The following is a 13,062-nucleotide window of genomic DNA, read 5'->3' on the forward strand; positions in this document are numbered from 1 at the left end:
GCTTGAGCGTCGGCCCGGGGCTAGCACGGCCCGGCCCTCCGACAAATGACGGCAGCGGTGCCCTATGTGGGTCCACGAGCAACTGGCACGAGGTCTCCATGAGAGGTTCCCCATGACTGGGCCGACGAAGCGACCGGTTCCGGACCCCGTAGGTCCGGGCGCGGAAAGCGTCTGGGACTACCCGCGCCCGCCGCGGCTCGAGCCGGTGCGGGAACGGCTGCGTGTGGTGCTCGGCGGCGCGGTGATCGCCGAGACCGAGGCGGCATTTCGCGTCCTCGAGACCTCGCACCCGCCGACCTACTACCTGCCGCCGGACGACATCGTCGCCGGTGCGCTCGCGAACCCGCGACGTGGCGGGATCTGCGAGTGGAAGGGGCAGGCGCGGCTGTTCGACGTGCGCGGCGGCGACCGCGTCGCGCCTGGCGCCGCCTGGACCTATCCCGCCCCGACACCGGACTTCACCCGGATCGCCGGCTACGTCGCCTTCTACGCCGGCCCGATGGATGCCTGCTTCGTCGGCACGGAACGGGCGACGCCACAGCCCGGCAGCTTCTACGGCGGCTGGATCACGCCGGGGATCGTCGGGCCCTTCAAGGGCGGCCCCGGCACGATGGGCTGGTGATTTTCCGGTTCCCGGCCCTTACGACTTCGGACAGACCAAGCGAGGACGACCGCATGAGTGCGCTGACCGAGACCGATCCGCAGGGGGCCGGCTTCAGTCCGGAGGGGCTCGCTCGGATCGCGCCGTGGATGGACCGCCTTGTCGCCGAGGGACGGCTCGCCGGCCTGTCGGTAACGGTCAACCGGCGCGGCCGCACCGCCTTCGCGCGCGCCTGCGGGCAGGCCGACCTCGCTCGCGCGACACCGTTCACCCTCGACACGGTGACCCGGATCTACTCCATGACCAAGCCGCTCACCTCGGTCGCGGTGATGCAGCTCTACGAGCAGGGGCTGTTCCAGCTCGACGATCCGGTGTCGCGGGTCCTGCCCGAATTCGCCGCGATGCGTGTCGCGGTCGGCGGCAACCGGGCGAAGCTCGAGACCGAGCCGGCGCGCCGGCCGATCACGGTGCGCGACCTCCTCACCCACACGGCGGGGCTGACCTACGGCTTCATGGAGGCGACGCTCGTCGATGCGCAGTACCGCGAGCGCGGCGTCGACTTCCTGGCCCGGGAAGGGACCCTCGCGGAGATGACCGCCCGGGTGGCGGCGCTGCCGTTGCTGGCGCAGCCCGGCACTGCCTGGAACTACAGCGTCGCCACCGACGTGCTCGGCCAGTACGTCGCCGCGCTCAGCGGCCGGCCCTTCGCCGAGTATCTGCGGGACGCGGTCATCGCCCCACTCGGCATGGTCGATACCGACTTCCATGTCCGGCCCGACCTGATGTCTCGCTTCTGCGCGACCTACGCATATGATCGTGAGCGCCGGCTCAGGCCGTTCGACGATTCGGTGGACACGGTCTTCGCGCAGCCGCCCGCGATCGCGTCGGGCGGCGGCGGCCTCGTCTCGACGGCCGCCGACTACCAGCGCTTCTGCCGGATGATCCTCAATCGCGGGACCCTCGACGGCCGGCGGCTGCTCGGCCGCAAGACCGTCGATCTGATGCTGGCGAACCACCTGCCCGGCGATCTTGCCGCGATGGGCACGCCGCGCTTCGCCGAGACCTCCTACACGGGGATCGGCTTCGGCCTCGGCTTCTCGGTGATGCTCGACCCGGCCCGCGCCCAGATCCTCGGCACGCCCGGCGAGGTCGCCTGGGGCGGCCTCGCCTCGACGGCGTTCTGGATCGACCCGGCCGAGGATCTCTCGGTCGTGCTCATGACGCAGCTCGTTCCGTCCTCGGCGCTGCCGATCCGGCGGGAGCTGCGCGTCCTGACCTATGCGGCGCTGGATGCGTGAGGCGCCGCGCGCCTCACTCCTGCGCGGGCGCCTCGGTGGCCGCGGGCGCAGGCTTTGCCGCCGGCTTCGCACCCGCCTTGGCCGTCGGCTTGGCGGCGCCGGCGAATTCCGGGTCGCTGCGCGGGCCGTTCGGACCGTTGGTCGGGCCGGGGAGCTGGCCGGGGGCGAGGTCGCTGACCTTGTTCCAGGTCTGCGACTTGCACAGGAACGCGATCAGGCAGCCACGCACGGTCAGCTCGCCGGGCGCGTCCGTCCAGATCGTGACGTCGTAGGACTTGCCGTCCTCCGAATTGTAGATCTTGCCCTCGTAATGGGCGTCGGCATTCGGCTTCAGGCCCATGATCAGCTGGTGTCCCAGGGAAGGACGCGTCTGCTTCTTGGGATCGGGGTTCTTGAAGTCGATCCGCGGCTCACCCTTGTCGCTGAGCGGAACCTTCAGCCAGACCACGTAACCGCACAGCCGATCATTGGCGGCCCCGCACTTCTCGAGGCGCACGCGGGCGCGGCCATCCTCGGTGAGATAGGTGCCGCTCGGATCTTTCGGGGTCGCCGCATGCGCCTGGCCCGCCAGCACCGACAGCGCCACAATCGCGAGCGGCGCGATCCGGCGGCCAATCGAAGTAAACCTCATACCCGAACTCCCATGCCTCGCGAGCCGTGTCAGAGACCCGACCGCCCACGCATAAACCGCTTGCGCGCGCGGAAAGCCCCCCTCCCTCGCGACATCGCGCTCTCGCCGGGCCGAGCCCCGGGCGGCACACGCTTCCTGCCCGCCCTGTCCCGCGCGAAGTTGTCCGCATCATGACAACGCAGCTTAGGGCTGAGGATGCAGACCTGCTCCCAAGCGGCGCGCATCCGGGTTCAGACGCGGGTCGGCGGGGCGTTCCGAGCGGCGCCGAGCGGGCGCTGCATCAGGGTCACGTCGAGCCAGCGCCCGTGCTTGTACCCGACCCCCGACAGGGTCCCGACCGGCGTGAAGCCGAGCTTGGCATGCAGTGCAATGGAGGCGGGAGAGCCGCTATCGGCGATGACGGCGACCATCGTCCGGCAGTCCATCCGCTCGCATTCCGTGATCAGGGCCGCGAGCAGGAGGCGGCCGATTCCGCCGCCGCGGCACGCCTGCGCGACATAGATCGAGTCCTCGACCGTGGAGCGGTAGGCGGCGCGCTGATGGTAGGGGCCGGCATAGGCATAGCCGGCGACCGAACTGTCCCGCACGGCCACGAGATAGGGGAATCCGCCCGCGCGCAGGGCCGCGAAGCGCCGTGCCATCTCGTCGAGGGCAGGCGGCTCCGTTTCGAAGCTGGCCGTGCTGGTGCTGACGGCGTTTCCATAGATCGCCGTGATGGCCGTCAGGTCGGCCTCGGTGGCTGGGCGTATTCCGTTTGTCACGGCGCGAGGATACGCGGCCGACGGCGAGAGCGGCAACGGCTCAGGCTTGCGGCGCTGACATTTTAATCGCCGCGCGCGCGAGACGCGCCGCGCGACGATGAGCGGGGCGGCGCTGGGCGCCGCACCCGTCGGGCGTTCCGGCCGGGCCGCCTACTCGGCCGCCGACATCTCTGCGGTGAAGTGGCCGCACCAATCCTTGGACGCGACCACCGGCCAGAGGCCCTTGGATTCAGGGGCGGGCTGGCTGACCGGTGGATTGAACCGGCAGAGGCCCTCGTCGCCCTGCGCGCTGGCGCCGTTGAGCTTGTGATCGTCGAAGAAGCGGCAGCTCTCGCAGGCGGCGTTCGCGGTACCGGCCATCGGTCTCTCCATCGTAGTGATTGCAGTGGCGCGACCGAGTTCGCGATGCGCCCCGCACAGTTCTTAATTAGAACAGCTACAAAGAACGGTCAACGATCTGGCTTGGCTGAGGCTTGCGGCTGGGGTCCATCCCGGCAGGGCTTTTCGATAGGGCGGCGGGTCGGCCGTGCGTGCGGGATCGAGCGGCGGTGACGCCGCCGGCTTAGGTAGCAGACGCAAAGAAGCCGGACCCTGGATCAGAGTCCGGCTTCGAACCGGTTGCGCGTTCGATCCGAGTTCCGCGTTCGCAGGACCTGGACCGTTTGAGCTGGGAGTCGGCTCAGCCCTGCTTGGCCTTCTTGTTGGCGTTGTGGTGCCCGATGGCGCAGCCCGCAGCCGCTCCCATCTTGCCGTGGCCGGCAACGTGACCAGCGACGCCGCCGACCACCGCACCCTTGAGGCAGCCCTTCGCCTCGGCCGGCGCACCGGCAAGGAGAGCGCCGATGGCCAGGGCGGAAGCGAGAGCAATACGGTTCGTCATCAGAGTTCTCCGGTTGTCGGGGTTAGTCTTGTCGTCCCCTGCCAAACGGCGACGCGGGCTGACCCGTTCCGCGATTCCGGCCGCACGGCCCCGCACGGCGGTCCGTCAGCATGCGAGACCGGTGACCAGCCGGACGAGTTCCGACTGACGGGTCGCGCCGGTCTTGGCGAAAATCGCTTTCAGCTGCGAGCGGGCGGTGGCAGCCGTGATCGCGAAGCGGGCCGCCGCTTCCGCCAGCGAAGCGCCGCCGGAAACAGCCTGGGCCAGACGCGCCTCTGCAGGCGTGAGCCGGTAGGCGACCTGCAGGATGGCTGAGGCCGGGGCCCGCGCTGCCCCTGGGATGCTGCCCAGGAGCAATGTGCACCCACCCGCGAACAGGCCGCGGCTCGGCCCGACGAGCGGGATGACGTGGATCACGATAGGCGGCGCGTCTTCGCGGGCCACGACCACGGCGGAGATCGGCGGTCGGCCGGCCGGGCGTCCCAAAGCCTCCAAGTGTCGGGCGGCCTCGGGCTCCGCGGCGGTGAGGCGTCCGCCAATGAGCTTAAGGTCGCGGCCGAGCAGCGCGCCGAACGCTGCGTTCCAGCACACGGCGCGCCCCTCGGAATCGAGGATCAGGGCCGCGCGCTCGATGACGTCGAAGGCCTGGGTCATCCCGGCCAGCCGGGCTTTCTCGACCATCGCGGTGAGCAGGCCGGCACGCCGGAGAAGGGGTGACAGAGCAGCCAGGCGCGTCTGCTCATGCGGCTCGTACGGCCCCTGCGCGATCGTCCGCTGCAGCGACAGGCACCAGAGCCGGCCCTTCACCTCGAACCCGATCCCCGCAAACCAGCGCAGGCTGCGGGATGCGAGCAGGTCCTGGTAATAGGGAAGCTGGGCGAACTCCTCGGGCGAGGTGAAATCCTGATCGACCGCGATGCCGCGCTGTCGCATCAGCGGAATGCCGCGCAGCCGGTGGTCTTCGCGATGCCAGCCCTCATCGAAGTAGCGGCGCGAGGCGTCGGCGAGAGAGGGCGTGCACAGCGCGTCGAGCGCCGTGCGGTCCGAACGCAGGAGCAGCGCGCCTTCGCTGCCGGAGGCCTGCGAGACCCGGTCGATCAGGTCGGGCCAGCGTGCAGCATCGATCACCGCCTCCTCGAGATCCTCACGGAAACGGGACTCGAGGTCATCCTGCATGGGGATCCAGGAATTGTGGCTCACGCTGCCCATTAGACCCGTTCGCCGGCTGCCGGGCGTGACCATTCAGTCCTGAGATGGTCGGATGGCATCCGGATGGCACGCATAAAGCCGAATCATCATAATTCGGAGCAGCGCAGCAAGGCAATCGTCCGGATCTTTACAGTTTTGAAATACGCATGCTCGTCGAAAGATTGACCTTCCCGGCGATCGGATCAGTCCGCTACGCCGGCGAGGCCGTATCCGATGCCCTGGATCGATGTGGCACGCGCAGACAGCCGCGGCCGATCCGGACGGACGCGACGGGCTCCCGCTTCCCGCACGCGCTTCAGAAGAGCACTCTCCCGATGGATGGCCGACGAGCGGTGAGAGGTGCCGTCATTCCGGGGCGCCACAGGCGCGCCCGGAACTCAGAATCGCTGTCGGTGCAAGATCTTGGCGTGTCGGCGGACCCGCAATGACGCGTCAGACCTGCCGGCGCGGTGTTGCCCGTGCCGCCGCTCATTCGGCCGCGTGCAGGCCGCCCACGAGCGGGCCCGACGGTGCCTCGTCGGCGATCGGATCCTGGATCAGCGTCCAGTAGCCGAGGGCGGCAATCAGCGCGATCACCGCACCGGTGATGAACGCCATCGAGAAGTGCCCCGTCCCGCCGACGATGAAGCCGGTCACGGTCGGGGCCAGGGCGCCACCGATATAGCCGCCGAAATTCTGCATGGCGCCGAGCGAGGCCGTGCAGTTGGCAGGCGCCGCCACGGAGGCCATCGCCCAGGCGGAGGACGAGCTCAGATAGACTAGGAACAGCGAGGCTGAGATGCACGCGATGGCCAGCGTGTCACTCGGTGTCAGCGCCGCCACCACGGTGAAGCCCGCGGTCGCCACCAGGGAGGCGACCATCGGGATCTTGCGGCTGCGGATCGGGTCGACGCCGCGCCGGACCAGCATGTCCACGACCCGACCGCCCAGGATGCCGCCCATCACCCCGAAGGCGAAGGGAATCGAGCCGACGAGGCCGGTCTTCTGCAGGGTGAAGTGCCGCTCGATCTCCAGGTAGCTCGGCAGCCACGCGGTGTAGAGCCACGTCATGTAGATGCAGCCGAAATAGCCGACGATCATGCCCCAGCTGGTGCGGAAGCCGAACAGCCGCCGCCACGAACTCCAGGTCACCGGACGGCTGGCATGCGGCGCATCGCCCTCTTCCAGGAAGTCGCGCTCCGCCGGGGTCAGATCCGTCTCGCGCGGGTTGCGGAACACCAGGTAGACGATGGCGGCGAGCACCAGCCCCACCGCGCCCATGATCACGAACATCGCGCGCCAGCCGAAGCTCACCATCAGGAAGGTGAGCAGCGGCAGGGCCAGGAAGGTGCCGAGGGAGGAGGCGCAGTTCCAGATGCCCGTGGCGGTGCCGCGCTGCCGGATGTTGAACCAGTCGCGGGAGACTCGGGCGCAGGTCGGGAAATGCGGCGCCTCGCCGATCCCGAGGACGATGCGCGCGCTCACGAACTGCCAGAACGACGTCACGGCCCCACCCAGCATCTGGCCGAGCGACCAGCAGGACAGGCCGAGGGTGAGCGTCAGTCGCGGTCCCAGGCGGTCGGCCATCGCTCCCGCCGGCAGCTGGGCGAAGGCGTAGGCCCACAGGAATGCCGAGAGCAGCAGGCCCATGTCGGGGATGGAGAGGCCGAGATCCTCACGGATCAGCGGGTTGGCCACCGCCAGCGTGGCGCGGTCGACATAGTTGACGACGCCCGCCGTCACGAGGAGGGCGAGCGAGATCGTCTGAATGCGCCTCACGCGCGGCGTTGCAGCCAGAGCCATCGTATCCTCCCGGGATCGCGGGCGCCCTTGGGGTGCTCCGGGTCCGACCGGCCGTTTCCCGACTCGTGACGTTCCGCCCGCATTCTGCACCGAATGCGGGCGACGGGAAGAGCCTGCCGCCCCTCGCCTCCCGGCGCCCGACGTCGTAGACCGCCCTCCACCCTCACCCTCCGAGACCGCTCCGCGTGCGCCTGACCCAGATCACCCACCACGACCTCGACGGCTACGGCGCCTCCACGGTGGCCGCCGCCTGCGCGACGGTCGAGCGCGTCATCCACGTGCCGCGCTACAGCGATGTCGGCCCCGTCTTCGAGGACGAGATCAAGCGCCTCGGCCGCGCGGCCGAGAGCGAAATCCTCCTGATGACCGACCTCGGCCTGGAGGAGCAGACCATCGCCGGGCTGAAAAAATTCGCCGCGATGAACCGCCGCCGCGATGAAGGCCTGACCCACCGCCTCGTCGTCCTCGACCACCATGCCTCGTCTCTCGACCAGCTGCGCCGCCTCGGGCTGGAGCCGGCCGCCGATCCGGAGCGGCCCGGCCTGAATCGGATCGACCTCGGCGATCCCGGGATCGCGGTTCTGATCGAGGAGGATCTCTGCGCCACCCGGATGACCTTCGATCACCGCGTCCTGTTCGCCAGCCACGAGCCCGAGACCGACCTGTCGAGCCTGCTCGCCGCGGTCGACGCCCTCGACCTCTGGCGGAAGGAGAGCCCCGCCTTCCGGGGCGGCCTGGCGCTGGACGAACTGTTCTGGGATGTGGTGTCGAGCTTCGTGCCGGTGGGGCATCCCTGGCACGACCGGTTCGTGTCCAGCATCCTGCTCGGCGCCGCTGCTTCCCTGCGGGACGGCGCGAGCCCGGCAGAGCTGGAGCGGCGCGCGGTCGCCATCCGCGCCGACGTGGTCGACACCCTGCTGCGCGACGCGCCGGACGACGATCCGGCGCTCACCACGCGGATGCGGCTGGCCCGGGCGCTCGCCCGCTCGGACGCGCTGTTCCGCCCGCTCAAGGACGGCACGCTGCTGTCCTTCGCCCTCGACTCAGGCACGTTCCAGAGGGTCTCCGACCTGATCATGGATGCGGGCCGGGCGAAGCGCGTCGTCAACGTCCAGCGGATGGGCAACCTGTCGTTCCGCTCCAACGACGAGACGGCGCTCGACGGCGCCCGCCTGTTCCGCGGCGGCGGCCACCGGGATGCCGCGGGCGGCCGGCTCCAGAGCGGCTCGGCCTTCTCGATGGCGGACGCGATCGCGCAGGTGGAGCCGGTGCTGAACCCCGAAAAGCCCGCGGGCTCGGACAGCCCGTTCGCGGCGCTGAAGAACTGGAAGGGGTGAGGCGGTCGGGACGCGCCCCTTCTCGCGCGCGCAGCGCGGCGGCTCAGGGCAGTACGCCGACGATCGGCGCGGGGGCACTGGATCGCGTCGCTACGCGCGGACGGTGAACGGCCTAGAGCCGGAAATCCTCGCCCAGATACAGCCGCCGCGCCTCGGGGTTCGCCACGATCTCCTCGGGCGTACCCTCGGTGAGGATGCGGCCGGAATGGGCGATGTAGGCGCGGTCGATCAGGCCCAGCGTCTCGCGGACGTTGTGGTCGGTGATCAGCACGCCGATGCCGCGCTGCTTCAGGTGCTTCACCAGATCCTGGATGTCGCCCACTGCGATCGGGTCGATGCCCGCGAAAGGCTCGTCGAGCAGCATGAAGGTCGGCGAGGAGGCGAGCGCCCGCGCAATCTCGCAGCGCCGCCGCTCGCCGCCCGAGAGGGCGATCGAGGGTGCCTTGCGCAGCCGCGCGATGTCGAACTCCTCCAGCAGGGAATCGAGCTTGTGGGCGCGGGCCTTGCGGTCCGGCTCGACCACCTCCAGCACCGCGCGGATGTTGTCCTCGACGCTCAGCCCCCGGAAGATCGAGGCCTCCTGCGGCAGGTAGCCGATCCCGAGACGCGCCCGCTGGTACATGGGCAGGTGCGTGATCGGCAGGCCGTCCAGGGTGATGTGGCCGCGGTCGGCCGCCACCAGCCCGGTGATCATGTAGAAGATCGTGGTCTTGCCGGCGCCGTTCGGCCCCAGCAGCCCCACCGCCTCGCCGGTGCGGACCGTCAGTCCCGCCTCGTGCACGACCGTACGGGCCCCATAGCTCTTGCGCAGGCCGCGCACGCTGAGGATGCCGAGGCCGCCCTCCTCCGCCGCCGACCAGCCGTCGGACTCGGCGACATCCGGCTGCCGTGCGCGTCGGCCGAACAGGCGGCCGAGCCAGCCCGTGCGGCCCGGCGCTTCCTGCGGGCCAGCCTGGAATGCCACGGCGCCGCTCAATCGACCTGCGCCTTCGGCCTGGGCGGCGGCTGCGTGCAGCCCTTCGCCTTCCCGTCCTTGGTGTCCGCCTTCTCGCCCGGGACGAACAGGGCCGAGACCCGGCCGCCGGCCACCGGGTCCATATTCGCCCGGCCGGTGTTCATGTCGTAGACCAGCCGCTGCCCGCGGGTGACGTTCTGGCACTGGCTCAGGACCACGTTGCCGGTGAGCACGATCCGCTTGGCATCCTGGTCGAATACCGCGTGGTCGCCGGTGGCGACCTGATCCTTCTGCACCACCGTGACGGGGCCGGCGCAATCGACCTTCTGGATGCCGTTTTCGGCGGGGTTGCGGGGCGCGGCCTCGGCGCCCTCGTCCTTCGCATCAGGCCTGGCCTCGGCCTTGCCGCCCTTGGCGGGTGCGTCCTTGCCGCGCTTGTAGGTGACCGTCATGGTCGAGCAGCGGATGGTGCTGTCGCCCTGCACGGCCACGACGTTGCCGGCGAAAACCGCCTTGTTCTCGCGGTCGAACACGTCGAGCCGGTCGGCGTCGATCTTGATCGGGTCCTTGCCGCTGCCGCCGATATTGCCGAAGGGCGAATCCTTGCGCGCTGCCGGCTTCTCGGCCAGCGCCGGGCCGGCAAGGAGCAGCCCGGCCGCCAGGGCGGCGCAGAGGAGGCGGGCGGCTCTCATCGGCCGGCACCCGCGGCGTCGGCATCCGAGGTCAGGATGCGGACCGGCGGTTTCTCGGCCGGATCCTCGTTGACGATGACCACGTGGACGTTGCCCACGAAGGAGATCCGCTTGCCGCTCTCCACGACGTCGAGGGTGTCGGCGTTCACCGTGGCCCGCGGGCTCAACACGGTGACGGGCTCCTGCGAGCTGATCGCGCCGGTCTTGAACGTCACCGCGGCCGAGCGCAGGCGCGCCTCCTCGCCCTTGTCGGTCCAGATCCGGATGTCGTCCTTCAGGTCGAGGGCTTCCCGGGCGGTATCGAACAGGCCCGAGGCTGCCGAGAGCCGGGCGACGCCGCCCTGGTCGTCGGTGGCGATGTGGCCGCGCATCTGCTGCAGCTCGATCTGGCTGGGCTTGCGCACGTCCTGCAGGGCGGCGTCCGCCGTCACCTCGTAGCCGCGCGTGCCCTGGCGGAATCCCGAGAGCCGCGGGTTCTCCATGCGGACCTTCGAGCCCGCCAGCGTCACCGGGCCGACCGATACGCCCGGGAGCTTGGCCGCGAAGGGATTGAACAGGTAGGCGAGCAGCAGCGCAATCGAGCCGCCGGCCGCCACGGGTATCAGGCGGCGCATCGTGCGCACGCGGTCGCTATGGCGGTAAGCCCGGGCGTGGGCCCGGGTCCGCGCCGCCGCGACCGCCTGTCCGTTGCCGGCTTCAGCCTCGACCGGGTTCATGCAGCGTCCGTGAGGCGCGCGTAAAGCGCGCGCGAGAGGGATCGGCTCAGACGCCTGCGGCCCCCACCGCGCCCGCGCCATCGGTCGGGCGATGCGCCCGTCCGGTGGCGAAGTTATGGCTTGACCATTTCCGAATGATCAACCGAACCCGCAAATGTCGGGCTCGAATGTGTGTGGAGACACACGCCGCGCGCAGGATCTCGGCGGCGCACGGCGCGCATCTCCGTAGTTTTACACGCCGCGCGCCGCGGCCAGGGCCGCCGCCACCGTCCGCGCGAAGGCGGCCGGGTCGCGGGGGCTGTCGCCGTCCTGGATCCGCGCGAGGTCGAGAAGCGTGCCGGCGGCCTGCGGCACCTCGGATTCGGGCGCAGCGGCGAGCGCGCGAATCAGCGGGTGCCGCGGATTGATCTCCAGCACCGGCTGGCCTCCGCCCGCCCGTCCGGCGCGGCGCATGAGGCGCTGCATCTGGAGGTCGGGCCCCCCGGTGCCGGCCGAGAGCACCACGGCCGAATCGACCAGCCTTTCCGTGGTGCGCACGTCCGAGACCTCGGCGCCCAGCGCCGACTTCACGGCGGCCACGAAGGCGTCGATCCCCTCCGGCGCCTCGGGCAGATCACCGTCGAGGGCGAATTTCGACAGGTCGAGGCCGCCCTTGGTGATCGAGCGCAGCGGCTTCTCCTCGAAGGTGCCGAGCTGATCCGGCCAGAACGCATCGACGTGGTCGGAGAGGAGCAGCACCTCGAGGCCGCGGGCCTTGAAGCCCTCGAGCTGGGGCGAGGATTTCAGCGCCTTGGCATCGTCGGCGACGAGGTAGTAGATCGCCTCCTGCCCGTCCTTCATGCGGGTCACGTAGTCGGGCAGCGACGTCCAGCCCTCGACCGCCGAGGACCGGAAGCGCAGGAGCGGCGCGATTTCGCCCCGGCGCTCGAAATCCTCGTAGATGCCCTCCTTGAGGACGGGGCCGAAATTCTCCCAGAACGCCGTGTAGCTCTCCGCGTCCTTGGCGCGCGTCGTCAGCTCGGACACGACCCGGCCGGTCACGGCCCGACGGATCCGCGCCAGGGCTGGCGTCGACTGGAGCATCTCGCGGGAGACGTTGAGCGGCAGGTCCTCGGTGTCGACGACGCCCTGTACGAAACGCAGCCACGGCGGCAGCAGCTCGGCCTCGTCGGTGATGAACATCCGCCGGACATGCAGCCGGACCTTGCTCTGCCGCTCGTTCTCGAGAGCCTGGAAGGGCTTCGAGCCGGGGATGAAGAGCAAGGCGGAGAATTCGAGCTGGCCTTCGGCGCGCCAGTGCAGCGTCGCCCAGGGCTTGTCGAAGTTCATGCCAATGGCATGGTAGAATTCCTCGTACTGCTCCTCGGTGACCTCGGACTTGGCCTTGCGCCAAAGCGCGGTGGCCTGGTTGGCCGATTCGTCCTTGCCGTCGCGCACGACGGCGATCGGCACGGTGATGAAGTCGGCCCATTTCCGCACGAGGTGGTCGAGGCGGTAGGGCTCGAGGTATTCGTCGGCATCCTCCTTAAGGTACAGCACGATGTCGGTGCCGGGCTCGGCCCGCGTGGCCGGCTCCAGCGTGTAGCTGCCCTGCCCCTCGGAGGCCCAGGTCCAGGCCTCGTCGCTGCCGGCGCGGCGCGACGTGACGGTCACCCGGTCGGCGACCATGAAGGCCGAGTAGAAGCCGACGCCGAACTGGCCGATCAGGCTGGGCCGGTCTTCGGCCTTGGCGGATTCCAGCGTCTGCGAGAAAGCCCGCGTGCCTGAGCGGGCGATGGTACCGAGGTTGGTGCCGAGATCCTCCTTGGTCATGCCGATGCCGGCATCCGAGACGGTCAGGGTGCGCGCTTCCTTGTCGGGCGCGATGCGGACCTTGGCGTCCGGCGGGAGTGCGCTCGCCGCCGACGTCAGGGCCTCGAACCGGCGCCGGTCCATGGCATCGGCGGCGTTGGCGACGAGTTCGCGCAGAAAGATTTCGCGGTCGGAGTAGAGCGCGTGCACGACGAGGTCGAGGAGCCGGCCAACCTCCGCTCCGAACTCGTGCCGCTCGATCGTCTCGCTCACGGGTGATGCCTCCGCTGTGGGGAAAAACGCGGTGGCGATATGCTTGCGAACGCGTCCGTTTGCAACGCGCCGGGCAGGGTCGCGCGGCTTCGATCGAAGAGCGCGTCGCCATGTCTTCGACGCGGCTCCGACTCCG

13 protein-coding genes are annotated in these 13,062 nt (G+C 69.9%); 3 read left to right on the plus strand and 10 right to left on the minus strand.

Annotation, left to right across the window (positions count from 1 at the left end; all coding sequences use genetic code 11):
• Positions 1-112 precede the first annotated feature (112 nt).
• Together JOE48_RS10195 and JOE48_RS10200 are read left to right on the plus strand one after the other, a co-directional pair.
• Positions 113-622, plus strand: a complete 510-nt coding sequence (locus JOE48_RS10195; RefSeq protein WP_210029576.1) for a DUF427 domain-containing protein — start codon at positions 113-115, stop codon at positions 620-622.
• A 53-nt stretch (positions 623-675) separates the two neighbouring features.
• Entirely contained in the window at positions 676-1,899 is a 1,224-nt protein-coding gene (locus JOE48_RS10200) for a serine hydrolase (RefSeq protein ID WP_210029578.1), read from the plus strand.
• Positions 1,900-1,912: 13 nt separating this feature from the next.
• Here the strand turns inward: JOE48_RS10200 and JOE48_RS10205 are convergent, their stop codons facing one another.
• From JOE48_RS10205 to JOE48_RS10230, 6 genes are all read right to left on the minus strand, one after another.
• The gene (locus tag JOE48_RS10205; RefSeq protein WP_210029580.1) at positions 1,913-2,530 is read right to left on the minus strand and encodes a DUF2147 domain-containing protein; all 618 of its coding nucleotides are present in this window, start codon (positions 2,528-2,530) and stop codon (positions 1,913-1,915) included.
• A 230-nt stretch (positions 2,531-2,760) separates the two neighbouring features.
• Positions 2,761-3,291 (minus strand): GNAT family N-acetyltransferase, encoded by a 531-nt coding sequence (locus tag JOE48_RS10210; RefSeq protein ID WP_210029581.1) that lies wholly within the window; start codon positions 3,289-3,291, stop codon positions 2,761-2,763.
• Between the two features lie 150 nt (positions 3,292-3,441).
• Positions 3,442-3,651: a hypothetical protein gene (locus tag JOE48_RS10215; RefSeq protein WP_192707979.1), complete on the minus strand. Its 210-nt coding sequence runs from the start codon at positions 3,649-3,651 to the stop codon at positions 3,442-3,444.
• Between the two features lie 319 nt (positions 3,652-3,970).
• Complete coding sequence (locus JOE48_RS10220; RefSeq protein WP_192707978.1) at positions 3,971-4,171, minus strand: hypothetical protein; 201 nt, start codon at positions 4,169-4,171, stop codon at positions 3,971-3,973.
• Between the two features lie 105 nt (positions 4,172-4,276).
• Complete coding sequence (locus tag JOE48_RS10225) at positions 4,277-5,347, minus strand: helix-turn-helix transcriptional regulator (protein WP_245252784.1); 1,071 nt, start codon at positions 5,345-5,347, stop codon at positions 4,277-4,279.
• A 501-nt stretch (positions 5,348-5,848) separates the two neighbouring features.
• Positions 5,849-7,162 carry an MFS transporter gene (locus tag JOE48_RS10230; protein WP_210029583.1) on the minus strand — a complete coding sequence of 438 codons (1,314 nt, stop codon included), beginning with the start codon at positions 7,160-7,162 and terminating at the stop codon, positions 5,849-5,851.
• Positions 7,163-7,347: 185 nt separating this feature from the next.
• Here JOE48_RS10230 and JOE48_RS10235 point away from each other — a divergent pair, with 185 nt between their 5' ends.
• Positions 7,348-8,499 carry a dimethylmenaquinone methyltransferase gene (locus JOE48_RS10235; RefSeq protein ID WP_210029584.1) on the plus strand — a complete coding sequence of 384 codons (1,152 nt, stop codon included), beginning with the start codon at positions 7,348-7,350 and terminating at the stop codon, positions 8,497-8,499.
• Positions 8,500-8,611: 112 nt separating this feature from the next.
• Here the strand turns inward: JOE48_RS10235 and lptB are convergent, their stop codons facing one another.
• The 4 genes from lptB to htpG form a co-directional block, all read right to left on the minus strand.
• Complete coding sequence (lptB, locus tag JOE48_RS10240; protein ID WP_409518571.1) at positions 8,612-9,463, minus strand: LPS export ABC transporter ATP-binding protein; 852 nt, start codon at positions 9,461-9,463, stop codon at positions 8,612-8,614.
• Positions 9,464-9,471: 8 nt separating this feature from the next.
• Positions 9,472-10,146, minus strand: coding sequence for an LptA/OstA family protein (locus JOE48_RS10245; protein ID WP_210029588.1), 675 nt, complete (start codon positions 10,144-10,146; stop codon positions 9,472-9,474).
• The gene (gene lptC, locus JOE48_RS10250; protein ID WP_210029591.1) at positions 10,143-10,862 is read right to left on the minus strand and encodes an LPS export ABC transporter periplasmic protein LptC; all 720 of its coding nucleotides are present in this window, start codon (positions 10,860-10,862) and stop codon (positions 10,143-10,145) included. Before lptC ends, JOE48_RS10245 begins: the two co-directional genes overlap by 4 nt.
• Positions 10,863-11,093: 231 nt before the next feature.
• Positions 11,094-12,926, minus strand: a complete 1,833-nt coding sequence (gene htpG, locus JOE48_RS10255) for a molecular chaperone HtpG (RefSeq protein ID WP_210029593.1) — start codon at positions 12,924-12,926, stop codon at positions 11,094-11,096.
• Positions 12,927-13,062 lie beyond the last annotated feature (136 nt).

It is taken from the genome of Methylobacterium sp. PvR107 (assembly GCF_017833295.1).
GTDB lineage: Bacteria > Pseudomonadota > Alphaproteobacteria > Rhizobiales > Beijerinckiaceae > Methylobacterium.

Bases quoted from the DNA above. Each gene is read 5' to 3' on its own strand.
- JOE48_RS10220 (WP_192707978.1), bottom strand. From the start codon at position 4,171: ATGACGAACCGTATTGCTCTCGCTTCCGCCCTGGCCATCGGCGCTCTC.
- JOE48_RS10225 (WP_245252784.1), bottom strand. From the start codon at position 5,347: ATGCAGGATGACCTCGAGTCCCGTTTCCGTGAGGATCTCGAGGAGGCG.
- JOE48_RS10205 (WP_210029580.1), bottom strand. From the start codon at position 2,530: ATGAGGTTTACTTCGATTGGCCGCCGGATCGCGCCGCTCGCGATTGTG.
- JOE48_RS10245 (WP_210029588.1), bottom strand. From the start codon at position 10,146: ATGAGAGCCGCCCGCCTCCTCTGCGCCGCCCTGGCGGCCGGGCTGCTC.
- JOE48_RS10215 (WP_192707979.1), bottom strand. From the start codon at position 3,651: ATGGCCGGTACCGCGAACGCCGCCTGCGAGAGCTGCCGCTTCTTCGAC.
- JOE48_RS10200 (WP_210029578.1), top strand. From the start codon at position 676: ATGAGTGCGCTGACCGAGACCGATCCGCAGGGGGCCGGCTTCAGTCCG.
- lptC (WP_210029591.1), bottom strand. From the start codon at position 10,862: ATGAACCCGGTCGAGGCTGAAGCCGGCAACGGACAGGCGGTCGCGGCG.
- JOE48_RS10195 (WP_210029576.1), top strand. From the start codon at position 113: ATGACTGGGCCGACGAAGCGACCGGTTCCGGACCCCGTAGGTCCGGGC.
- JOE48_RS10230 (WP_210029583.1), bottom strand. From the start codon at position 7,162: ATGGCTCTGGCTGCAACGCCGCGCGTGAGGCGCATTCAGACGATCTCG.